Annotated in this window: 23 protein-coding genes; 6 read left to right on the top strand and 17 right to left on the bottom strand. The window is 71.4% G+C overall.

What is annotated here, in order from left to right; all coding sequences use genetic code 11:
- Nucleotides 1-119 precede the first annotated feature (119 nt).
- Entirely contained in the window at nt 120-2606 is a 2487-nt protein-coding gene (locus ACZ58V_RS36020) for an alpha-L-arabinofuranosidase C-terminal domain-containing protein (protein WP_468197485.1), read from the bottom strand.
- Between the two features lie 137 nt (nt 2607-2743).
- On the opposite strand from ACZ58V_RS36020, the gene ACZ58V_RS36015 reads away from it, so the two are divergent.
- Nucleotides 2744-3184 carry a DUF6314 family protein gene (locus tag ACZ58V_RS36015; RefSeq protein ID WP_468197481.1) on the top strand — a complete coding sequence of 147 codons (441 nt, stop codon included), beginning with the start codon at nt 2744-2746 and terminating at the stop codon, nt 3182-3184.
- Here ACZ58V_RS36015 and ACZ58V_RS36010 read toward each other — a convergent pair.
- The 3 genes from ACZ58V_RS36010 to ACZ58V_RS36000 all read right to left on the bottom strand — a co-directional run bounded on the left by ACZ58V_RS36010 (nt 3166) and on the right by ACZ58V_RS36000 (nt 5750).
- Nucleotides 3166-3759, bottom strand: a complete 594-nt coding sequence (locus tag ACZ58V_RS36010; protein WP_468197479.1) for a histidine phosphatase family protein — start codon at nt 3757-3759, stop codon at nt 3166-3168. The genes ACZ58V_RS36015 and ACZ58V_RS36010 overlap by 19 nt on opposite strands.
- A gap of 73 nt (nt 3760-3832) precedes the next feature.
- Nucleotides 3833-4273, bottom strand: coding sequence for a GNAT family N-acetyltransferase (locus ACZ58V_RS36005; protein WP_468197476.1), 441 nt, complete (start codon nt 4271-4273; stop codon nt 3833-3835).
- Between the two features lie 40 nt (nt 4274-4313).
- Complete coding sequence (locus tag ACZ58V_RS36000; protein ID WP_471295366.1) at nt 4314-5750, bottom strand: aminotransferase-like domain-containing protein; 1437 nt, start codon at nt 5748-5750, stop codon at nt 4314-4316.
- On the opposite strand from ACZ58V_RS36000, the gene ACZ58V_RS35995 reads away from it, so the two are divergent.
- Both ACZ58V_RS35995 and ACZ58V_RS35990 read left to right on the top strand, forming a co-directional pair.
- Nucleotides 5749-6666 (top strand): DMT family transporter, encoded by a 918-nt coding sequence (locus tag ACZ58V_RS35995; RefSeq protein ID WP_471295363.1) that lies wholly within the window; start codon nt 5749-5751, stop codon nt 6664-6666. The two genes, ACZ58V_RS36000 and ACZ58V_RS35995, sit on opposite strands and share 2 nt — an antisense overlap.
- 90 nt (nt 6667-6756) lie before the next feature.
- Nucleotides 6757-6957, top strand: coding sequence for a DUF1918 domain-containing protein (locus ACZ58V_RS35990; RefSeq protein ID WP_382833508.1), 201 nt, complete (start codon nt 6757-6759; stop codon nt 6955-6957).
- A 27-nt stretch (nt 6958-6984) separates the two neighbouring features.
- On the opposite strand, the gene ACZ58V_RS35985 is transcribed toward ACZ58V_RS35990, so the two are convergent.
- Nucleotides 6985-8214 (bottom strand): glycoside hydrolase family 10-like protein, encoded by a 1230-nt coding sequence (locus ACZ58V_RS35985; RefSeq protein WP_471295361.1) that lies wholly within the window; start codon nt 8212-8214, stop codon nt 6985-6987.
- A gap of 180 nt (nt 8215-8394) precedes the next feature.
- On the opposite strand from ACZ58V_RS35985, the gene ACZ58V_RS35980 reads away from it, so the two are divergent.
- A complete protein-coding gene (locus ACZ58V_RS35980) occupies nt 8395-9270 on the top strand; it encodes a 3-hydroxybutyryl-CoA dehydrogenase (protein WP_382833502.1) in 876 nt (291 codons plus the stop codon).
- A 22-nt stretch (nt 9271-9292) separates the two neighbouring features.
- On the opposite strand, the gene ACZ58V_RS35975 is transcribed toward ACZ58V_RS35980, so the two are convergent.
- Nucleotides 9293-9523 (bottom strand): hypothetical protein, encoded by a 231-nt coding sequence (locus tag ACZ58V_RS35975; protein ID WP_471295358.1) that lies wholly within the window; start codon nt 9521-9523, stop codon nt 9293-9295.
- 220 nt (nt 9524-9743) lie between these two features.
- Between ACZ58V_RS35975 and ACZ58V_RS35970 the strand changes: the two genes are divergently transcribed.
- Nucleotides 9744-10001 (top strand): hypothetical protein, encoded by a 258-nt coding sequence (locus tag ACZ58V_RS35970; RefSeq protein WP_184597347.1) that lies wholly within the window; start codon nt 9744-9746, stop codon nt 9999-10001.
- 12 nt (nt 10002-10013) lie between these two features.
- Here the strand turns inward: ACZ58V_RS35970 and ACZ58V_RS35965 are convergent, their stop codons facing one another.
- From ACZ58V_RS35965 to infC, 10 genes are all read right to left on the bottom strand, one after another.
- Entirely contained in the window at nt 10014-10559 is a 546-nt protein-coding gene (locus ACZ58V_RS35965; protein WP_189726532.1) for an NUDIX hydrolase, read from the bottom strand.
- Nucleotides 10560-10666: 107 nt separating this feature from the next.
- Nucleotides 10667-12007, bottom strand: a complete 1341-nt coding sequence (locus tag ACZ58V_RS35960) for a transcriptional regulator (RefSeq protein ID WP_468197462.1) — start codon at nt 12005-12007, stop codon at nt 10667-10669.
- 271 nt (nt 12008-12278) lie between these two features.
- Nucleotides 12279-13211: a PP2C family protein-serine/threonine phosphatase gene (locus tag ACZ58V_RS35955; protein WP_468197459.1), complete on the bottom strand. Its 933-nt coding sequence runs from the start codon at nt 13209-13211 to the stop codon at nt 12279-12281.
- 209 nt (nt 13212-13420) lie between these two features.
- The gene (gene pheT / locus ACZ58V_RS35950; protein WP_471295356.1) at nt 13421-15934 is read right to left on the bottom strand and encodes a phenylalanine--tRNA ligase subunit beta; all 2514 of its coding nucleotides are present in this window, start codon (nt 15932-15934) and stop codon (nt 13421-13423) included.
- Nucleotides 15934-17055, bottom strand: coding sequence for a phenylalanine--tRNA ligase subunit alpha (gene pheS, locus ACZ58V_RS35945; protein ID WP_471295353.1), 1122 nt, complete (start codon nt 17053-17055; stop codon nt 15934-15936). Before pheS ends, pheT begins: the two co-directional genes overlap by 1 nt.
- A gap of 167 nt (nt 17056-17222) precedes the next feature.
- Entirely contained in the window at nt 17223-18374 is a 1152-nt protein-coding gene (locus ACZ58V_RS35940; RefSeq protein ID WP_468197453.1) for a sensor histidine kinase, read from the bottom strand.
- A gap of 91 nt (nt 18375-18465) precedes the next feature.
- Nucleotides 18466-19326, bottom strand: coding sequence for a TrmH family RNA methyltransferase (locus ACZ58V_RS35935; protein ID WP_471295352.1), 861 nt, complete (start codon nt 19324-19326; stop codon nt 18466-18468).
- A 91-nt stretch (nt 19327-19417) separates the two neighbouring features.
- Nucleotides 19418-19801 (bottom strand): 50S ribosomal protein L20, encoded by a 384-nt coding sequence (gene rplT / locus ACZ58V_RS35930; protein WP_004002577.1) that lies wholly within the window; start codon nt 19799-19801, stop codon nt 19418-19420.
- Between the two features lie 95 nt (nt 19802-19896).
- A complete protein-coding gene (gene rpmI / locus ACZ58V_RS35925; RefSeq protein WP_003989075.1) occupies nt 19897-20091 on the bottom strand; it encodes a 50S ribosomal protein L35 in 195 nt (64 codons plus the stop codon).
- Nucleotides 20092-20200: 109 nt separating this feature from the next.
- Entirely contained in the window at nt 20201-20863 is a 663-nt protein-coding gene (infC, locus tag ACZ58V_RS35920) for a translation initiation factor IF-3 (protein WP_359896758.1), read from the bottom strand.
- A 394-nt stretch (nt 20864-21257) separates the two neighbouring features.
- Between infC and ACZ58V_RS35915 the strand changes: the two genes are divergently transcribed.
- Nucleotides 21258-21614 carry a DUF1844 domain-containing protein gene (locus ACZ58V_RS35915; RefSeq protein ID WP_471295349.1) on the top strand — a complete coding sequence of 119 codons (357 nt, stop codon included), beginning with the start codon at nt 21258-21260 and terminating at the stop codon, nt 21612-21614.
- A gap of 34 nt (nt 21615-21648) precedes the next feature.
- Here the strand turns inward: ACZ58V_RS35915 and ACZ58V_RS35910 are convergent, their stop codons facing one another.
- Nucleotides 21649-22377, bottom strand: a complete 729-nt coding sequence (locus tag ACZ58V_RS35910; RefSeq protein WP_471295424.1) for an SseB family protein — start codon at nt 22375-22377, stop codon at nt 21649-21651.
- Nucleotides 22378-22407: the final 30 nt, after the last annotated feature.

Here is a 22407-nt window from a genome sequence, read left to right as displayed (position 1 = left end):
TACCATGGCTAGAAGGGGGGGGGGGAAGGGTGGGGGGGGGGGCGGAGGGGGGGTCGGGGGGGGGGGGGGGGGGGGGCTGGGGCCCTCCCGGGGGACCCCCCCCCCCACGACGGCGGGTCCTACCTCTGCTTGATCCTCAGGAACGTGACGGAGTCCGCCGGGAAGGTGTACGTGAACTTCCCGGAGACGCCCCTGAAGGTGGACGTCACCGGGGTGACCGGCGTGTCCGTCTCGGTGTTCACCGCGTCCGGCTCGGCGGCCAGCGTGGTCACCCGGGCGCTGGAGGCGACCTTCGCCCCGCCCAGGTCGACGGCCGTACGGGCCTCGGTGGACTGGGCGTTGACGACCTTGACGATCAGGTCACCGGTCTTCGCGTCCTTGGTGACGACCTGGCGGAACGGCTCGGCCGGCTTGTCGTCCTTGAAGCTGCCCCACTCCTCGCCGTCCAGGAACAGGGTGACCTGGCGGCCGCGCACCTTGATGTCGATGTCGTAGGCGCGGCCGGTCTCGATCGAGCCCGCCTTCGTCATCAGCGTGCCCTTGCCGCCGTCCACGGCCTGCTCGATGGCGCCCTGGGTGTTGTTCCAGCCGCCCAGGTTCCACCAGTAGTAGTTGCCGGTGTCCTTGACGCCGAAGGCGACCAGGAAGCCCTCCTTGCCGGACTTCTTGGTGGCCTTCACATGCAGGTCGTAGTCCTTCCAGGCCGGGTCTCCCGCCGTGACCATGGTGTTCTCGGTCGCGGTGTCCGTCTGGACGTAACTGCCGTCCTGGATGCTCCAGCTGCCGCGGCCGCTGGTCGTCCACTTCGAGGCGTCACCCGAGAAGTCGTCGCTCAGCAGGGTCGAGCCGTCCGCCGAGGTGACCTTCACGTCGTCGTACGCGGCGCTGGTGGCCCACGTGGACAGGCCGACGGCGCCGGTGATGGGGCCGCTGACGTCCGGTGTGGTGGTGGCCTTCGACGGGACCACGCGGTCGCCGACGTTGGTCATGAACAGCTTCTGGACCTCGTAGTTGGCCGAGTTCCAGGAGGCCCGGTTGTTGAACCAGATCATGTCCGGCCGCCACTGGACGTAGTCCTCGTTGGCGAGCAGCGGGGCGTACGAGGCGAGCTTGACGATGTCCGCGTTGCGCTCCAGGCCGGTCATGTACGCGGCTTCGGAGAGGCCGTTCTTCCAGGCGTTGCCCTGGGAGGCGTACTCGCCGAGGAAGACCTTGGGGCCCTTGCGGTCGTAGGAGTCGTAGCGGTCGTTGTTCTGCAGGAACCAGTTCGGGCTGTTGTAGTAGTGCTCGTCGACCATGTCGACCTTGCCCTCGCGGTTGAGCTGCCAGGCGGTGTCGAAGGTCGCGCCGGCGTCGTCCGGGCCCGAGTTGGAGATGACGGTGATGTCGGGGTACTTCGCCTCGATGGCCGTCCGGAACTGCTGGAAGCGGGCGAAGAACTCCTTGGGGAGGTTCTCCTCGTTGCCGACCCCGATGTGGGTGAGGTGGAACGGCTTGGGGTGGCCCATCTTCGCGCGCACCTTGCCCCACGTGGAGGTCGCCGGTCCGTTGGCGAACTCGATGAGGTCGAGGGTGTCCTGGATGTGCCGCTTGAGCAGGGCGTCGTCGTCGGTCGCCTTGTTCTGCCCGCAGCCCGTGACCAGCGCGGGGACGACGGGCAGCGGCATGGCGCCGATGTCCTCGGAGAGGCGGAAGTACTCGTAGTAGCCGAGGCCGTAGCTCTGGTTGTAGCCCCAGAAGTTGGAGTTGGTGGCACGCTCCTCGACCGGGCCGATGGTGTCCTTCCACTGGTAGCTGCGCTTGCGCTGCCAGTTGGACGCCTCGCTGTAGTCCTCCATGGAGCCGGTGTTGACCAGGCAGCCGCCGGGGAAGCGCACGAAGCCCGGCTTGAGGGCGGCGATCTTCTCGGCGAGGTCCTTGCGCAGACCGTTCGGCTGGTTCTTGTACGTGTCGCGCGGGAACAGCGACACCTCGTCGAGCGCGGCGGCGTTCGTCGAGGCCACGGCGAGGCGGCCGCGGTTGCTGGTGCGGGTCGCGGTGAACGTGGCCTTGTACTTGGCCCAGCCGCCCTTCACGGCGACCTGGCGTGCCGTGGCCAGCGCGCCCGCGGTGTCCTTCAGCGAGACGGTGAGCGTGCTGCCGCTCTCGGCACGGGCCCACACCGAGAAGTCGTACCGCTTGCCCTTGTCGACCCGGATGCCGGTGTTGTATCCGGCGTTCGTGACGGACGCGCCGGCGCCCAGGGAGAGGTAGTTGCGGTTGCGCGCGTTGAGGCGGCCCGCGTCGTTCACGACCTCGGCCGTGCCACCGACCGCCCAGGAGGTCAGGGGCGTGTAGGAGCCGTTGTCTGCGGTGGAGTACTCGAAGGATCGGTTCTGCACGAGCTCGGCGTACAGACCGCCGTCGGCGGCCCGGTTGATGTCCTCGAAGAAGACGCCGTACATCGTGTCGTCGATCGCCGCGCCCTGGGCGGACGGGTCGACGGTGATCGCGTAGTCGGTGACGTCCTCGGCGTGCGCGGGGGCCGGTACGAGGGCTGCTGCCGTCAGGAGGGCGGTGGCCGTGAGGCCGACTCTCCATCGGGTGCGGGCGGCGGTGCGTGGCATGGATACTCCGCGGCTCTCTGGTAGAGGAGTGTTCGAAATATCAGACATTGATCAGCACTTCGAACGGCAAGATAGGGAGGGGGCTGTGGCGCGTCAATGGGTCGCGCAGCAACGGTTGGGACGGAGAGCGGGACGCAATGGGCGAGTTCTGGCCAGTGCCGGACGCACTGGCGTATCTGGCCGGGCGCTGGGGCGTGACGCGGTCGGTGCGGGATCTCGCGAGCGATGCGCAGGGGGAGTTCACCGGAACCACCGAGTTCCGTACGGAGAAGGACGGCGGCCTGCTGCACCTTGAGTCCGGCACCTTCGTCTGGCAGGGCGTCGCCCGGCCCGCCGAGCGGACGCTTCGGTTCCTGCCGGGGCCGGGCGGTACCGCCAACGTGCGGTTCGCGGACGGCCGGCCGTTCCACGGCCTGGACCTGACGTCCGGGCGGTACGTCGCCGACCACCCCTGCGCGGCGGACCTCTACCGCGGTGAGTTCACGGTCCTGGACGCGGACCACTGGCGGACGGTGTGGCGGGTGCGCGGCCCGGCCAAGGACCTGGTGCTGCGCACCGGCTACGCGCGCGAGGGCTGAGCGGACACCCCGTCGAAGCGCAGGTTCCAGCGCCCGCCCCGGCCCGTCACGGAGGTCGTCGAAAGCGGGCGCACGTCGATGTTCCAGTACGTCGAGGGCGGCGCCTTCAGGGCATAGACCAGGGCGGCACGGATCACGGACGGCTCGGCCACCGCCACGACCCGGCAGCCGTCGTCGACAGGCCGGGTGTCGAGCCAGCCGCCGACCCGGGTGATGAAGTCCATCAGCGACTCACCGCCGTGCGGTGTGGCACGCGGGTCGGCGAGCCAGGCGTCCACGGCCTCCGGCTCCCGGGCCATCGCCTCGCCCAGGGTCAGCCCGCGCCACCGGCCCATGCCGCAGTCCCGCAGGGCGAGCTGGACGAGCGGCGCGTACCCGAGCCCCTCCCCCGTCGCACGGCTGCGCGAGGTCGGCGAGCAGTAGCGCAGCTCGGCCGCGGCGAGCGGCAGCAGTTCCTGGGCGGCGCGCTCCACCTCACCCCAGCCGGCCTGGTCCAGCGGCCGGTCGTCCTCGAATCTCTCGGCGAGCAGCGAAGAGCTGCGCGCTGCGGCGACGAATGTGACCCGAAGTGGCATGCGGCGATCGTGGGTCCCGCAACTGCGCAGGTCAAGAGCTGTTATCTGGGAGTTACCCAGGGTGCGCCGGCCCTCACCGGCCGAAGATGAGCGCCATCCAGTGCTCGGGGTGCTCCAACTCCGCGAAGCCCAGCCGCTCGTAGACGCCGTGCGCGTCGTGCGTGGCGAGCAGGACGCGCCGCACACCGTGCGACCGCAGTTCGTCCCGTACGGCCGCCAGGAACGCGGTGCCGATCCCCTTGCCGCGCACCGACCGGTCCACGTACACGTCGCACAGCCACGCGAAGGTCGCCCGGTCCGTGATGACCCGGGCGTACGCCACCTGCTCCCCCGAGACCGTCTCGTACACGCCGAAGTTGAGGGAGCCCTCGATCGCCCGGTCCTGCTTCTCGCGGGTACGGCCCAGCGCCCAGTACGCGTCGGTGGACAGCCAGTCGTGCACGCGCTCGGCGTCGAGGCGGCCGGGGTCGGCGGAGATCTCGTAGCCCTCGGGCAGGCTCGGCGTGTCGGTCATGGCGCGATGCTCGCAGGGCGGCGCCGGGCGCGTCGAGCCGTTATCCCCGCACCTCGTCGCAGGCCGTACGCAGCCGCCGTACGCCCTCCGCGATCTCCCCGGTTCCCGCGACCGCCGCGAAGCTCAGCCGGACGTGCGCGGCCGGCGGCTCGGCACTGAAGTAGGGGCGGCCCGGAGTGATCGCGACACCCGCGCGCAGGGCGGCGGCGGTCAGGGCGGGCTCCTCCACGCCGTCGGGCAGCCGCGGCCACAGGTGGTAGCCGCCGGACGGGACGTGCGGCAGCGCGAAGTCCGGCAGATGCAGCCCGAGCGCGGTGGTCATCGCGTCCCGGCGCGCCTTCAACTCGGCGGAGACGGACCGCAGATGACGCGGCCAGGCGGGCGAGCCGACGAGTTCGAGCGCGGCCTCCTGAAGGGGCCGGGGCACGAAGAAGGTGTCGACGACCTGGATGGCGCGCAGCCGGTCCAGGACCGGCCCGCGCGCGGCCAGGGCGCTCACCCGGAAGCTCGGCGAGGTCGCCTTGGTCAGCGAGCAGACGTGGACGACGACGCCGTCGGGGTCGTCGGCGGCCAGCGGGCGCGGCAGCGGCCCGGCGTCCTCGTGCACGAGCCGCCGCACGAAGTCGTCCTCGACGACGAACGCGCCCGCCTCCCGGGCGATACGCAGCACCTCGCCGCGCCGCTCGGGTGCGAGCACGGCACCGGTGGGGTTCTGGAAGAGCGGCTGGCAGACGAAGGCCGGGGCGCCGCTGGCCCGGAAGGCGTCGGCGAGCAGTGCCGGTTTCACTCCGTCGGCGTCCACCGGGACGGGTACCGGGCGCAGGCCCGCGGCACGGGCGATGGCGAGCATGCCGGGGTAGGTCGGCGACTCGACCAGGACGGGGGCGCCGGGCGGGGCGAGGGCGCGCAGGGCGGTGGTGAGCGCGGACTGTCCGCCCGCTGTGATCAGCACCTCGGCGGCGGTGAAGGACCCGCCGATGCCGCGCGCGAACCACTCGCGCAGCTCCGGCAACCCCTCCATGGGCGGGCGCCCCCAGGCACCGGGACGCCGCCCGGCGCGTGACAGGGCGGCGGCCATCGCACGCTCCGGCTGCAGCGACGGGTGCAGATAGCCGCCGTTGAACTCGATCACGCCGGGCGGCGGGGCGGCCAGCGAGACGAGCACCCCGGAGGCGTCCACCGAGCGCGGTACGAGGTCGGCGGCGCCGTCCGCGCTGAGCGCGACCTCCTGCCAGGAGGTGTCCCCGGCCGGTGCCGGTGCCGTCCTGGTCCGTGCGCGGAACGCGCCCGCGCCGGGCCGGGTGACCACCAGCCCTTCGGCGGCGAGCTGCGCCAGGGCCCGGGACACGGTCACGGGGCTCACCCGGAACCGCTCGACGAGGGCCCGACTCGACGGCAGCTTTCCACCCGGCGAGTAGCGGTCGAGCTCACTCCGGAGCTGTTCCGCCAGTTCAGCGACGCTGCTACGCTCTTGCATGAGAGTACAGAGTAGCGCTACTGCCGCACCACGGATAGCGGTCGCCGCGGATCGGGACCGCTCGGGCCTCGGCACCCTCCAGGCCGCCCTCGGCGTCATCGCCTTCTCCCTCACGTTCCCCGCGACCGCCTGGGGCCTTGAGGGCTTCGGGCCCTGGTCGCTGGTCGCCGTCCGGAGTGTCCTGGCCGCGGTGATCGCGGGTGGCTGTCTGCTCGCGCTCCGTGTACCGCTGCCCGCCCGCCGGCACTGGCCGGGCCTCGCGGTCGTCGGAGCCGGGGTGGTGCTCGGCTTCCCGCTGCTGACCACGCTGGCGCTGCGGACCTCGACCACCGCGCACGCCGCCGTCGTGGTCGGCCTGCTCCCCCTCACCACCGCCCTCTGCTCCGCCCTGCGCGTCGGCACCCGGCCCTCGCGCACCTTCTGGGCGGCGGCCCTCGCGGGCGCGGCGGCGGTGCTGGCCTTCACCGTGCAGCAGAGCGGCGGCGCGCTGAGCACGGCCGACCTGTACCTCTTCGCGGCGCTGCTGGTGTGCGCGGCCGGCTACACCGAGGGCGGCCGGCTGGCCCGGGTCATGCCGGGCTGGCACGTCATCGGCTGGGCGCTGGTGCTGTGCCTGCCGCTGACCGTGCCCATGGCCGCGCTCGCCCTGGCGCAGGAACCCGTACGGCTGACGGCGCACAGCGTGACCGGTCTGCTCTGGGTCGCGGCGGGCTCGCAGTTCGTCGGCCTCGTCGTCTGGTACCGGGGCATGGCGGCCATCGGCATCCCGAAGGCCAGCCAGTTGCAGCTTGCCCAGCCCCTGCTCACACTGGTGTGGTCGGTGCTGCTGCTGGGCGAGCACCTGCCGGTGGCCGCCCCGCTGACGGCAGCGGCGGTACTGGTCTGCATCGCCGTCACACAGCGGGCGCGCGGCTGAGCGGGGCGCGCCCGGCCACTGCCAAGTAGCGCCCCCGCCGTGGACTCGAGGCCACGGACCGCTGCTCCGCACCTCGTGAGGAGGCCCCAGATGCGCGCAACCGTGGGCGACCAGCTTGTCCAGCACGGCAGGGTGGTCGGTCAGCACGACAAGGTCGGCGAGATCGTCGAAGTGCTCGGCCAGGAGGGCACGCCCCCGTACCGCGTCCGGTTCGAGGACGGGCACGAGGGAGTGTGCTCACCGGGACCCGACACCGAGATCCGGCACCGGGAGACCACCACCGGGCCGTGATGCGGCGCGGGGACGACCGCCGGCCGGCTACTCGTAGTGGTCGGCGACCACCCTCGCCATCGCCCCGATCCGATCGGTCGCCACGTCCTTGGCGGCGAAGAAGACGTGCCCGCGCACCTGTGCGTGGTCCTCGGCCAGCGCCAGGTGCCGGGACAGCTCGGCCGGGTTCTGCCAGGCGGCGGGCTGCGCCGGGTCACCGGCCTTGTACAGCGCCTCCCCCACGTAGAGCTGCGTCGAGGTGCCGCGCGCGACCTCCGCCCACCAGGGCACCAGCTTCGCGTAGTCGGCGGCGGCGAAGCCGATGTTCCAGTACAGCTGCGGGACGATGTAGTCGATCCAGCTCTCGCGCACCCATTTGCGGGTGTCCGCGTGCAGGTCGTCGTACGTCTGCACGCCGGCCCGGGTGTCCGAGCCGCGCTTGTCCGTGGCGGCGTTGCGCCACACGCCGAAGGGGCTGATGCCGAAGCGGGCGCTCGGCCTGACCTTCTTGATCCGGGCCGCCGTCTCCCGCACCAGCTTGTTGATGTTGTCCCGCCGCCACGCGGCCCGGCTCGGGAAGCCGCCGCCGTACTCGGCGTAGGCCGCGTCGTCGTCGAAGCTCTGGCCGGCCACCGGGTACGGGTAGAAGTAGTCGTCGAAGTGGACGCCGTCCACGGGGTACTTCCGCACCGCGTCGAGCATCGCGTCCTGCACGAAGGCACGGACCTCGGGCAGCCCGGGGTTGTAGTAGAGCTTCCCGCCGTACGTCACCACCCAGTCCGGGTTCCGGCGCGCGGGGTGGGAGGCGGCGAGCCGGGACGGGTCGGCGTGCGTGGCGACCCGGTACGGGTTGAACCAGGCGTGCAGTTGCAGACCGCGGGCGTGGGCCTCCTTGACGGCCGTGCCCAGCGGGTCCCAGCCCGGGTCCTTGCCCTGGGTGCCGGTGAGGTACTGCGACCACGGCTCGTACGGTGAGGGCCACAGGGCGTCCGCCGTGGGCCGGACCTGGAAGAACACGGTGTTGAGCCGCCTGCTGACCGCCGTGTCGAGGTGCCCCCGCAGCTCGGCGCGCTGCTTCGAGGCGCTCAGCCCCGGCTTGGACGGCCAGTCGCGGTTGGCCACGGTCGCCAGCCATACGCCCCGCATCGCGGCTGCCGCCCTGTCGCCTCCCTTGCCGTCCTTCTTGTCGTCCTCCTTGGGTGCGGCCGACGCCGGAGGCACCATCGTGAAAGCCGACAGCGCCGCCACCGCGAACGCCCTGCGTGACACTCGTCCCATCCGCATGCCCCAAAATGCCGCGGATCCGCCCGGTCGCGGATCGCTCCGGGCCCAGAATGCCCGACTCTGGGCCGACCCCCGCGATCGATCATCGATACTTGGGAGTAACGTGCTCGAACGGAGCAGGCACCGGACCACGGAGCACCTGCCCGGACGTGGATCAGCAGCGAAAGGGACGATGTGACGGACATCCCAGCGGGAGACATTGCACGCGTCGGAGTCGTGGGCTGCGGTCAGATGGGCGCGGGGATCGCCGAGGTGTGCGCCCGGGTCGGTCTGGACGTCATGGTCGCCGAGACCACCGGCGAGGCCCTGGAGATCGGCCGGACCCGGCTGTACAACTCCCTGGCCAAGGCGGCGGAGCGCGGCAAGATCACCGAGGAGGAGCGGGAGGCCACGCTGGACCGGCTGAGCTTCACCACCGACCTCGGCGAGTTCGCCGACCGCGACCTGGTGATCGAGGCCGTCGTCGAGAACGAGCACGTCAAGACCGAGATCTTCCAGGTGCTCGACCAGGTCGTGACCCGGCCCGACGCCATCCTGGCCTCCAACACCTCCTCCATCCCGCTGGTGAAGCTGGCGGTGGCGACCTCCCGGCCCGACCGGGTCATCGGCATCCACTTCTTCAACCCGGCCCCGGTGCAGAAGCTCGTCGAGCTGATCCCGGCGCTCACCACGTCCGAGGACACCATCGGCCGGGCCGAGCAGTTCACCGAGAAGCTCCTGGGCAAGCACGCGATCCGCGCCCAGGACCGCTCCGGCTTCGTGGTCAACGCGCTGCTGATCCCGTACCTGCTCTCCGCGATCCGCATGTTCGAGACGGGCATCGCGAGCCGCGAGGACATCGACAACGGCATGGAGATGGGCTGCGCCCACCCGATGGGCCCGCTGAAGCTCTCCGACCTCATCGGCCTGGACACGGTCGCGTCGGTGGCCCAGTCGATGTACGAGGAGTACAAGGAGCCCCTGTACGCCGCTCCCCCGCTGCTCCAGCGCATGGTCGACGCGGGCCGTCTGGGCCGCAAGTCGGGCTCGGGCTTCTACACGTACGACTGACGGTCCGGCCGACGCCGCCACCTCAACGCCGCCGCTCCTCCGGCCACGGCCGGACCCGGCGGCGTCCCCATTCCGCCGCCTGCTCACTGAGGCGACGGCGCAGCCAGCCCATCCAAAGGGCGAGCGGAGTGACCACGAGAGCGAGCAGCAGCGCCGTGCCCCACCCCTGTCCGCCGGCGGAGAAACGGATCACCACGACCAACAGCGCGTAGATCGCCAGCGCGTACGCCGCGTTCTTCTGCCACTTCGTCATACGCCGCCGAATACCCCCCGAGACCGATTACGGACGGTCAGATTTCGGCCAAACCGCGGGTCCGGCACCGGAATTGGTGCCGGGCCCGCGGTATTCACACACCGTGTGCGCGCCGGGCTCGCATATGCCCCTCGCACACTCTCCCCAGGCGTCCACCAGGCGAGTTGACTCCACCTGCGCATACAAGGGATGTGAAACGACTACGGAAAGGAGCGGACTCGTGGCCGCCGATCCCGAGCATCCCGTCGTTCATGGAGAACTCGCAGAGTTACGACGCCGCCTCGACGTGGCCTACGCCCGCGTCGAGGGCGGGCTGGCTCTGCTCAGCCACCGCACCGAGGAGACCGCCAAGGAAATCGACGAGCTCAACACCCGGATCCACACGCTCGAACACACGCGCTGGCCGCTGCCCGCGGTCGCCGCCCTCACCGCCGTGGGTGCCCTCGTCCTGGCGATCTGGCAGGCGCTGGGACGCTAGGCCCTGGACGACCTAGGGCAACGCGTCCTGTCCGAGCCTGAGATGGTGCAGCAGAAGTAACGCGGCCGCCATGTTGGCGGCCGGGACCTCGCCGCGGGCGACCATGTCGGGGACGAGCTTGAGGGGGACCCATTCCCGGCGGTCCGACTCGAAGTCGTCCACGGGGTGCCCGACGTACTCACCCTCGTCGGCCCAGTACACGTGGTGCCGGGCGTCGGTGAGCCCGTTGGACGGCTCCACGCTCATGAGGTGGTGCAGGGGTCCCGGCCGCCAGCCGGTCTCCTCCTCCAGTTCCCTGGCGGCCGCGCGGGCGATGTCCTCGCCGTCCTCGACGACGCCCGCCGCGAGTTCCCACCCCCAGCTGTCCGTGATGAAACGGTGTCGCCAGAGCAGCAGCACCTCGTTGGCCTCGTTCACCACCGTGGCCACCGCGACAGGCCGCAGCCGTATGAGGAAGTGGTCGAGGTGCCGGCCGTCCGGCAGTTCGACATCCGCGAGATTGACGCTGAACCAGCGGTTTGAGTACACAGTTTGTTCGTTGTGTTTCGTCCACTGCACGGTTCTGCCACCTTCCGTCGAGTAAGTGGCAATATCGCAGCAGGGACGTACTGACAGCAGGCGCACAGGACGTCGCTCGGGATGACGCGGACGCCGCTGCCCCGGATCTACAACGGTACGCGCAGTGCCCCGTCGATGAGTTCGGCGGCCTCGGCCGTGCCCGCGCTTCCGCTGCGCACCAGATGCTCGCGCACCGCGCGCAGCCGGTCCCGCAGCCGCTGGGACTCCATGCCGCGGGCCTGCTCGGCCATCTGCACGGCGATGGCCACCGCCTTGTCGGCATTGCCCTGCCGCAGTTCGATGGTGCTCAGCATGGCCAGCCGGTGCACCCGGCCGCGGTCGTGCGCCGGGTTGTCGACGGCGGCGGCGGCATGCTCCCCGGCCGCCGCGATCTCCCCGAGACTGAGCAGCGCCTCCGCCACCTGGACATTGACGAGCCCCGGCTGGACATAGCCGGTCTCGTCGGGCTCGTACCCACGCCGGATGCGCTCGGCGGACTGCTCGGCCCGCCGGATGCAGGACAGGGCACTGGTGCCGTCGCCGAGATGGGCGTACGCCTTGGCCTGCATCGCGTACAGGTCGGAGGAGAGCGCCGGGGTGATCTGCTTGCCGGCGGCCCGCAGCGCGGCCTCCGCGAAGGCGACGGACTGCCGGTACTCCCGCATGAACAGCGACTGGTTGACGAGCAGGGCGATCACATACGCCCCGAGCCCCCGGTCCCCGCTGGCCTTGGCGAGCCGCAGCGCCTGGTGGAAGTAGCGCTGCGCGAGGCCGTGGGCGTCGGAGTCGTAGGCACAGATCCCGGCGACGGCCACCAACCCGCCCGTGGCCCGGTGCAGTTGCCGGCCGGTCTCGTCGGTGTAGCTGCCGCGCAGCAGCGGGGCGGCCTCGGCGTTGAGGAAGCCGACGATGCGGGCCCTGGTCGCGATGCCCCCGGCCTTGCGGTACATCTGCTCGTAGTGGGTCCGGGCCGACCGCAGCATCTCCAGATCGCCCGCGGTGACCCGGTGTCTGCCGCCGCGGGAGACGTCCACGTCCTCGGGCGGGTTCTCCCACTCCCACACCGGCATGACGGCGGGCGTACCGGTGAGCGCGGGCGCGCCCAGGATGTGCGGGCGCTGCTGCTGGTCGGAGCGCCACAGGGCGGTGGCCCGCTCGACGAACCCGGACAGGGAGCCGGTGTGCGGGGCGGCCGGCTCGCCGGGCACGCCGAGGCCGATGTCGTCGAGGGTGACGTGCCGTTGGAGCCGGGCGGTGAGCACCTCGCAGATCAGGTCGGGCACCTGGCCCCGGGGGCGCTGCCCCTTCAACCACCGGGCGACGGCGGTGTGTTCGTACCTCAGGGACAGGCCCCGTGCCCGTCCCGCCTGGTTGACATGTGCGGCCAGCCCCGCGTGCGAGATCCCGGCTTCGTCCAGGATCGCGTCGAGCAGAGTGTTGGGCTGCATGTGGGCCCCCCGGTGGCTCGGTGCGGCCAGATTAGTGGTTCCGCCTTCACACGGGGTGTGAACGGAGTGCTCGAATCCGCACGGTGTGCGCACTGTCGCGCAGAGTCGCCGGCCGGTTGACTGAAATACCTCGCAAGAGGCCGGCCGGGCCGCCGGCTCCCCCTCGTACAGTGCGGCGGCCCGCTTCCGCCGTCCGCCCAGCCGCCTGCCCGACACTCCGTGGCGGGGCGGACGGCATCGCCGGCCGGCCGGGCGAGTCATCACCGGTGGGTCAGAGGTGCGTTGTCGGCTGCGGGTGCGTGGTGGGTGTTCGCGCAGCTCCGCGCGCCCCTGGGGGCATGCACCCGTCGTTCCTCAGCACCAACAGGGCGATGTCGTCCGCCGGGGTGCCCTGGGAATGATCGACCAGCGCGCTCCGGACACCGCGGAGAACCGCCTGCGGTGCGAGCGGCTCCTCCCGTGCGACCCTCGCCAGCACGACCGACAGGGGGAAGAACCGGCCACGGTCGTCCCTCGCGTCCTGAGCACCGTCCGTGTAGAGGAACAGCGCGTCGCCGGGCGGGAGATGCCCCAGACCTACAGTCGACAGCACGTCCGGCAGGGGAAACACTCCCAGAGGCGGGTACGGATCGGCGGGGGCGAGTTGTTCCACTTCCCCGCCGCCCATCCGGTACGGCCACGGGTGCCCGCAGTTCAGGGCGACCATCTCGCCGTCGGCGTGGATCTCCACGAGGAGCAGGGTCACGAACTCCTCGGCGACGCTGGCCGGATGCTCCCGGCGCAGATGCCGTTCCAGGGCGCGTTCCAGCCGGCGCAGCACCCCGCCGAGGTCCGCCTCGTCGTACGCGGCCTCGCGGAAACAGCCGAGCACGGCGGCGACGGTTCCGAACGCGCCGATCCCGTGCCCGCGTACATCGCCCATCACGGCCCGTACGCCGTGCTCGGTGGCGACGACCTCGTACAGGTCACCCCCGATCGCGGCCCCGCGCTCCGCCGACAACTGGGCGGCGGCGACGCCCAGCCCGCCGATGCGTGAGGGCAGCGGCCGCAGCACCGCGTTCTGCGCGGCACCCGCGACCCGGCGCAGCTGCCGCAACTCACGCACCAGCGTCCGCCGCACGTGAAGGATCACCCCGGTACCGACCGCGAAGAGAACTGCACCGGGCAGACCGAGGCCGCGCACCCGACCCCTGAAGCGGATCATGCCGATGGCCCCCCAAATAGGCCCTGACAGCACAGACGGACCGGCCCGAAGGGGCCGGTCCGATTCTGTCCACAGCACACCCGGAAGGGCAGACTCACCCACGTTTGCCACTCAAATGAGTGAGCCAGTCCGACTGTCAGGGGCGCGGGGAACTGCGCGACAAGCCACGACGAACCCGCAGCCGGCAAACAACACAGTCCCCCACGGCGCTAACTCCGCAACTCAGCCCCTACCCGCTCACCCGCAAGCGCCACCGCCGCATCCCGAGCCGCCGACGCCTCATCCACCGTCAGCGTCCGGTCAGCCGCCCGGAAGCGCAGCGCGTACGCGAGCGACTTCCGCCCCTCACCCAACTGCTCGACGTTCTCGTACACATCGAACAGCCGGATCGACTCCAGCAGCTCCCCGGCCCCGGCACGCAGCGCCTCCTCGACCTCCGTCGCCGGAACCACCGCGTCGACGACCAGGGCGACATCCTGCGTGGCCACCGGGAACGCGGAGATCCGCGGCGCCGTCAGCGCGACGTCGCCGGCCTTCTCCACCGCGTCCAGGTCGATCTCCATCGCGCAGGTACGCGCGGGCAGGCCCAGCGCCTTGACGACGCGCGGGTGCAACTCCCCCGCGTGTCCCACGACCCGCTCGGCACCGTCCACGGTGATCGCCAGCTCGGCGCACCGGCCCGGGTGCCACGGCCCGTACTGCCCCTTGCGGATGATCAGCTCGGCGCCCGCCTCACGGGCGACGGTCCGCGCCGACTCGACCGCGTCGGCCCAGTCGGCCGGGCGGCCCTTGCCCCACCAGCCCGACTGCTCGCGGGCACCGGCGAGGACGACGGCGGCGTGCCGCGGCTGCACGGGCAGCGCGGCGTTCAGCTCGGCGAGTTCCTCGTCGGTCGGGCGGCGGTCGACGGTCAGCACGGCGGCGGTCGGCTGCTCCTCACGCGGCTGGAAGACCAGGCCGGTCTCGAACAGCGCGAGATCGTGCGAGCCCCGGCCGTCGTTGCGCCGCAGGGCACCCAGCAGACCCGGCAGCAGCGACGTGCGCAGCGCGGGCTCCTCGTCGCTCAGCGGGTTGCTGAGCTTCACGACGCGGCGGGCCGGGTCGTCGGACTCCAGGCCGAGCTGGTCGAAGACCCGCTCGCTGACGAACGGGTAGTTCGGCGCCTCGACGTACCCGGCACCGGCCAGGGCCCGGCCGACGCGGCGGTGCAGCCGCTGCCGGTGGGTCAGGCCACGGCCGGCCGGCGGCCTGGGCAGCGTGGAGGGCAGGTTCTCGTAACCCTCCAGGCGGATGACCTCTTCGGCCAGGTCGTTCGGGTCGGTGAGGTCCGGCCGCCAGGACGGCACGGTGACGATCAGCTCGTCCTGTCCGTACACGTCGCAGCCGACCTGCTGGAGGCGGCGGACGACGGTCTCGCGGCCGTACACGACACCCGCGACCTTGTCCGGGTGGTCGGCCGGGACGGTGATGGTGCGCGGCGCGGTCGGGGCGAGGACCTCGGTGACGCCGGCCTCGGCGGTGCCGCCCGCGAGCAGCACCAGCAGGTCGACGGTGCGCTGCGCGGCAGCGGCCGCGGCCTGCGGGTCGACACCGCGCTCGAAGCGCCGGGACGCCTCGGAGGACAGCTTGTGCCGGCGGGCCGTACGCGCGATCGACACCGCGTCGAAGTGCGCGGCCTCGATGACGACGTCGGCCGTGGCGTTCTCCACGTCGTCGTGGTCGGCGATCTCCGTGTTGGCGCCGCCCATGACACCGGCGAGCCCGATCGGGCCGCGGTCGTCGGTGATCACCAGGTCCTCGGCGCCCAGCGTGCGCTCGACACCGTCGAGGGTGGTGAGCTTCTCGCCCTGCTCGGCCCGGCGCACGCCGATGGTGCCCTGGACCAGGCCGCGGTCGTAGGCGTGCAGCGGCTGGCCGAGCTCCATCATCACGTAGTTGGTGACGTCGACGGCGAGCGAGATCGGGCGCATGCCGACCTTCTGCAGCCGGCGCTGCAACCAGATCGGGGAGCGGGCCTCGGCGCTCAGGCCGGCCACCGTGCGGGCGGTGAAGCGGTCGCAGCCGGTGGGGTCGGAGATCCGCACCGGGTAGCCGTACGCGTTCGGGCCGGGCACGTCGATCAGCGCCGGGTCGCGCAGCGGCAGGCCGTAGGCGATGGCGGTCTCGCGGGCGACGCCGCGGATGGACAGGCAGTCGCCGCGGTTGGCGGTGACGGCGATGTCCAGGACCTCGTCGACCAGCTCCAGCAGCTCGACGGCGTCCTTTCCGACCTCGGTCTCCGGGGGCAGCACGATGATGCCCTTGGTGCCGTCGTCGCCCATGTTCAGCTCGTCGCTGGAGCAGATCATGCCGCGCGACATCTTGCCGTAGGTCTTGCGCTCGGCGATCTGGAAGTCACCGGGCAGGACGGCACCGGGCAGGGCCACGACGACCTTGTCGCCGACGGCGAAGTTGCGGGCGCCGCAGACGATCTCCTGGGGCTCGCCGGTGCCGTTGGCCTGGCCGACGTCGACGGTGCAGAAGCGGATCGGCTTCTTGAACTCCGTCAGCTCCTCGATGGTCGCCACCCGGCCCACGGCCAGGGGACCCTTGAGGTCGGCGCCGAGCTGCTCGACGGTCTCGACCTCCAGACCGGCCGAAATCAGCTTGGCCTGCACGTCACGACCGGTCTCCGTCTCCGGCAGGTCGACGTACTCCCGCAGCCAAGAAAGCGGGACCCGCATCAGATCTCCATCCCGAACGGCCGGGTGAACCGGACGTCACCCTCGACCATGTCTCGCATGTCTTCGACGTTGTGGCGGAACATCAGCATCCGTTCGATGCCGAACCCGAAGGCGAAACCGCTGTACTTCTCCGGGTCGACACCGCAGGCCCGCAGCACGCGCGGGTTGACCATGCCGCAGCCGCCCAGCTCGATCCAGCCCTCGGACGAGCAGGTACGGCAGGAGCGGTCGGGGTTGCCGACGGAGGCGCCGCGGCAGACGTAGCAGACCATGTCCATCTCGGCGGACGGCTCGGTGAAGGGGAAGAAGTTCGGCCGCAGCCGGGTCTTCATGCCCTCGCCGAACAGCGACTGGACCATGTGGTCCAGGGTGCCCTTGAGGTCGGCCATGGTGAGGCCCTCGTCGACCGCGAGCAGTTCGACCTGCCGGAAGACGGGCGTGTGCGTGGCGTCCAGCTCGTCGGTGCGGTAGACGACACCGGGACAGATCACGTAGACCGGCAGCTCGCGGTCGAGCAGGGAACGGATCTGCACCGGCGAGGTGTGCGTGCGCAGCACGACGCCGGACTCGGTGCCGCCCTGCGGGCCCTTGACGAAGAAGGTGTCCTGCTCGCCGCGGGCCGGGTGGTCCGGGCCGATGTTCAGGGCGTCGAAGTTGAACCACTCGGCCTCGACCTCGGGGCCCTCGGCGACCTCGTAGCCCATGGCCACGAAGATGTCCTCGATGCGCTCCGACAGCGTGGTGAGCGGGTGCCGGGCGCCGGCCGGTACACGGTCGTGGGGCAGCGTGACGTCCACGGACTCCTCGACGAGCACGCGGGTGTCCCGCTCGGCCTCGAGTTCGGCCTGGCGGGCGGCGAGGCCCTTGTTCACGGCGCCGCGTGCCTGGCCGACGCGCTTGCCGGCCTCCGCCTTGGCGTGCGGGGGCAGAGCGCCGATCTCGCGGTTGGCGAGGGCCAGCGGGGAGGTGCCGCCGGTGTGGGCGACCTTGGCCTCCTGGAGCGCGTCGAGGGAGTCCGCGGCGGCGAAGGCGGCGAGCGCCTCGTCCCGCATGCGCTCGATCTCTTCCGGTTTCAGTGTCTCGACCTCGACCGGGTCGTACGACTTATTGGGTGCCGACATCTCTTCCCGTGCTTCCGATTGTCCCCCAGCTTCCGCTGGGAGGTGCCCCCAGGCTGAGGGTCCCCGTCACCGACTCCGAGACTCGGGGATGGGCCGTGTGCAGGACACATGGGTGCCAATGGCCGAGTCTAACGGGGTGGAGGTATACGAATGCGCCCGCGGGCGGCTCAGGCGAGATAGGCCGGAGCGCTCACGGGCAACGTAAATCGGAACTCGGCGCCGGCGCCGGGCGCGCGGCCGACCGTGATGGTGCCGCCGTGGGCCTCGACGATGCCCTTGACGATGTAGAGCCCGAGGCCGGTGCCACCGCGCTTGCTGCCCCGCCAGAAGCGGGTGAAGACGCGGTTCATGGACTCCTCCGGGATCCCGGGCCCCTCGTCGCTCACCGTGACCGACGTGGCTGCGTTCTCGGCGAACTCGCCCTCGCGGAGGGACGCCGTGGCCGTGACGTCGATCGTGACAGTTCCCTCGCCGTGCCGCACGGCATTTTCCAGGAGGTTGCTGAGCACCTGGTCGATCTTGTCGGGGTCGGCCCACAGGTCGGGCAGCGGCTGCTGGACGCGCAGCAGGAACCGGTCGGCCCCCTGCCCGGCGGCGACGTAGGCCTGGATGTGCCGTCCGACGGCCGCGCCGATGTCGACGGGCTGGCGGCGCACCTCCAGCCGGCCGGAGTCGATCCGCGAGATGTCGAGCAGCTCGGCGATGAGCCGGGTGACCCGGTCGGCGTCGGCGTCGACGGTCTCCAGCATCAGCCGCTTCTGGTCGTCGGTGAAGCGTTCCCACTTGGCGAGCAGGGTGGCGGTGAAGCCCTTGACCGAGGTGAGGGGGGAGCGCAGTTCGTGGGCGACGGTGGCGATCAGCTCGGCGTGGCTGCGCTCGGTGCGGCGCCGGGCCTCGGTGTCGCGCAGAGTGACGACGAGACGCCGGAGGGGCCCGGTGGGCCGGCTGCGGACGTAGCGCGCGGAGACCAGCACCTCACGGCCGCCGGGAAGAAGGAGGTTGCGCTCGGGCTGTCCGACACGGATGGCGAGGCCGCCGTACGGGTCGGTCAGCTGCCACCAGCGGCGCCCCTCCAGGTCCTCTAACGGCAGGGCCTTCTCCAGCCGCTGCCCGAGGGCGTCCCGGGCGGTGACGGCGGTGATGCGCTGGGCGGCGGCGTTGAAGCAGATGACCCGTCCCTGCTCGTCGGCGACGACGAGTCCGTCGGGCAGCTGGTCGGGGTCTATGCCGAGGCCGGCGAGATCACCGGGCGGCCCGAACGCGGCGGGCGGGTTCCCGGCGTCCTGGGCTCCCGGTGCGCTGCTCGTGCCGACGCTCATCCCCGTTCCCCGCCTCTCAGGTTCCATGGGGGTCCCCCCTGCTCGAGCGCAGCCGACAGCTTGGGGGAGGGTCCCTGAGCTGGTCACCCTACTAGTTCCCGGTGACGGAACGGCACCCTCCGGCGGCGCGCTGTGCACGCGCGGACGCATAGAGACATACGGCCGCGGCGGTGGCGAGGTTCAGGCTCTCGGCTTTCCCGTGGATCGGGACGCGCACGACGGCGTCGGTGAGGGCGCGGGTCTCCTCCGGGAGGCCCCAGGCCTCGTTCCCGAAGACCCAGGCGGTCGGCCCGCCCATGGTGCCCTTGTCGAGTTCCTCGTCGAGATCGCGGTCGCCCGCCCCGTCGGCGGCGAGGACCCGGACACCGGCGGCCCGCAGCCTGTCGACCGCCTGCTCCACGGGGACACCGACGGCGACGGGCAGGTGGAACAGGGAACCGACGGAGGCGCGGACTGCCTTGGGGTTGTACACGTCGACGGAGGCGTCGCTCAGCACGACCGCCTCGGCGCCGGCGGCGTCGGCGCAGCGCAGCACGGTTCCGGCGTTGCCGGGGTCGCGGACGTTCGCGAGCAGGGCGACGAGCCGGGGGCGCGCCTCGAGGACCTCCTCGAAGGGCGTGTCCAGGAACCGGCAGACGCCGACGAGTCCCTGCGGGGTGACGGTGGTGGAGATGTCGGCGATGACCTGCTCGGAGGCGAGGTGCACCCGGGCACCCGTGTCCCGGACCGCCCCCACGATGTCGGCGTACCGCTCGGCGGCCTCCAGCGTCGCGAACAGCTCCACGAGCGTGGCCGTGTCCCCGGCCCGATGCCCGGCCGCCTCGCGCACGGCCTGCGGTCCCTCCGCGAGGAACAGCCGCTCCTTCCCCCGGAAGTTCCGCTTGGCCAGCCGCCGCGCGGCCAGGACACGGGGCGAGCGGGGGGAGATGAGCTCGGGCGTGGCGGGGGACATCCTGTTCACTTTCTCGTAGCTGCACAGCAGGACCCGCAGGCCGTTCGGCCTGCGGGTCCTTGAATCACGTCGGCTTGCGGCCGGCGCGTCGTCACGCAGCCTTGGGCGCGTTGACGTCGCTCGGCAGCGCCTTCTGGGCGACCTCGACGAGCGCGGCGAACGCACCGGCGTCGTTGACGGCCAGCTCGGCCAGGATCTTGCGGTCGACCTCGACGTTCGCGGCCTTCAGACCCTGGATGAAGCGGTTGTACGTGATGCCGTTGGCGCGGGCAGCGGCGTTGATGCGCTGGATCCACAGCTGACGGAAGTCACCCTTGCGCTTCTTGCGGTCGTTGTAGTTGTAGACCAGCGAGTGGGTGACCTGCTCCTTGGCCTTGCGGTACAGGCGCGAACGCTGACCGCGGTAGCCGGAAGCCTGCTCGAGGATCGCCCGGCGCTTCTTGTGGGCGTTCACTGCCCGCTTGACGCGTGCCACTTTTTAACTCCTTGTAGCGGGGCCGCGGTGGTCGTCACACGGCCCGAAATCGATTGGGTCCCGGTCCTGACGTACGGCGCTCACGCGCCGAAGCGTCACTTGCCGAGAAGCTTCTTGATCTTCTTGGCGTCGCCCGGGGCCATCTCGGCGTTGCCGGTGAGGCGACGCGTCACACGGGACGACTTGTGCTCGAGCAGGTGGCGCTTGCCGGCACGCTCGCGGAGCACCTTGCCGGAGCCGGTGACCTTGAAGCGCTTGCTGGACCCGCTGTGCGACTTGTTCTTCGGCATAGCGCCGTACTCTCCTCGTCGGTGGCGCTCCGGTGCCCGGTCGTGAAACCGGGCACGGTGGAGCGTCGTCTTGTTTCGGTTGCTTCCTCGGGACTCGCGTCCCCAGGGGTCACGCCTCGGCGGGCTCCTCGGCCGGCGCCTCGACGTCCACGTCGGCGTCCGCGTCGGCTTCCGCGGCGTTCTGCGAGCGGCCGGGGTTGGCCTTCGCTTCCGCCTTGCGGGCCTCCTGCGCCTGGCGAGCCTCGGCCATCGCCTCGGTCTTCTTCTTGTGCGGACCGAGGACCATGATCATGTTTCGGCCGTCCTGCTTCGGGTTCGACTCGACGAAACCGAGGTCCTGGACGTCCTCCGCGAGACGCTGCAGCAGTCGGTAGCCCAGCTCGGGCCGGGACTGCTCGCGACCACGGAACATGATCGTGATCTTGACCTTGTCGCCCTGCTTGAGGAACCGGACGACGTGACCCTTCTTGGTGTCATAGTCGTGCGGGTCGATCTTCGGCCGGAGCTTCATCTCCTTGATGACCGTGTGCGCCTGGTTCTTGCGCGCCTCACGGGCCTTCATGGCCGACTCGTACTTGAACTTCCCGTAGTCCATGAGCTTGCACACGGGCGGACGGGCATTCGCCGCGACCTCGACCAGGTCCAGGTCGTACTCCTGCGCAAGCTCCAGTGCCTTGGCCAGGGGGACGATGCCCACCTGCTCGCCACTGGGACCGACAAGTCGCACCTCGGGAACGCGAATCCGGTCGTTGATGCGGGGCTCGGCGCTGATGGATCCTCCTCGGTAGCACCACGCGACGGTCTGGCGGACGGCCGCGTAACGTCTCTATTCGATAGACCTAACCGAGCCGAAGCAGAAAAAATGCCCCGGACGATCCCAGGCGGGGCTCCTCGAACTACCGGAGCACCGCCGCGGTGACCGCGGGGCGCGCTTTCGGACGGATCGCCGCCGCTGGGACGGGATCGTCTGACCGGTGACCCGACGCCCTGGGGGCGGTCAGGTGGGAGTTCGAAAGCCTCCACTTGTGGGTCGGGCTCGCGGGCCGTGAGGCATACGGGTCCGACCGGTCGTTACACGAGGTTACCAGCAATGGCCAGGAACGGCTAATTGGGACGCCCCGGGGCCTGGTGCGGCGAGGGCCCGCCCTGCGCCTATCGTGTGGGGCATGAGTGAGACCCCTCCTGAGTCCCCCGACTTCGACGCCATGGCCCGCGACATCGCCGAGGTCCCGGCGGTCGAGGTGATCGTGACGGTCGCCGTCAACCTGATGAGCGCCGCCGCGGTGAACCTCGGCCTGACCGAGGAGGGCGACAAGCACAAGGACCTGGACGAGGCCCGCAAGCTGGTGCACGCGCTGGCCGGCCTGCTGGACGCCTCCGCGACCGAGATCAGCTCCTTCCACGCGTCGCCCCTGCGCGACGGTCTGAAGTCGCTGCAGCTGGCGTTCCGCGAGGCCTCGCTGAGCCCGGACGAGCCGGGCCAGGGGCCGGGCGAGAAGTACACGGGACCGGTATACGGCTAGTTCTGGTTCTGGGCCGGCCGGTAGGGCCGGTCCGTCAGCGTTCGTACAAGGGCTCGCCCGGGGGCGTCGCCTCGGCCGGCAGCAGTGCCAGGTCGAGGCCGCGCACCAGGCGGGCCCTCAGTGTTTCGTCGGTGGCGAGACGCTGGGCGACGGCCCGGGCGGCCTCGGCCGGGGGCGCGGACGGATCGAGGACCAGGGCGAGGGTGCCGTCGGCCCGGCCCGGCCCGAGGTGGGCGCGCAGGACGGCGGGCTCGGCGGCCACGGCATCGCGTACGGCCGTGATCACGGCCGGGTCGGCCAGCGGGTCGGTGGCCGACCGGCCCTCCGCGAGGGCGAGCAGCGCGGAGCCGGTCAGTTCGAAGGGCACGGGTCCGGCCAGATCCAGCACGACCGTGTCCGCCTTCTCGTGGGCGGCGGCCTGGAGCGCCTGGTGCAGGGGGACGGCGACGGGGCGGGCCGCCGGGTCCCAGCGGGCGAGGGAGTCCGTGGACGTGAAGGCGGGGAGGGCGGTGCGGTTGCCGGCCTTCAGGGTCGGTACGGCCATGTCGCTGGTCTTCTCGCGGCGCAGTCCCCGCTCGTCCTCCTCGACCTCGCCGAGCACGGCCACGACGGGGACGAGCAGCCGGGCGCCCTTGAGGGCGTCGAGGACCGGGCCGAACGCGCCGCGGTCCTGCGACCAGGCGGCGAGCGCCGCGCTCAGCCGGGGGTCGGCGGAGCCGTCGTCGTCGGAGAAGCCGGGGTCGGGGATGTTCTTGTTCGCCACGGTCATCGACCCTATCGGCCGGGTGCCACC

It is taken from the genome of Streptomyces sp. NPDC040589 (assembly GCF_055594445.1).
The sequence above is the reverse complement of the archived record's forward strand: the minus strand, read 5'-3'. Positions and strand labels throughout refer to the sequence as shown.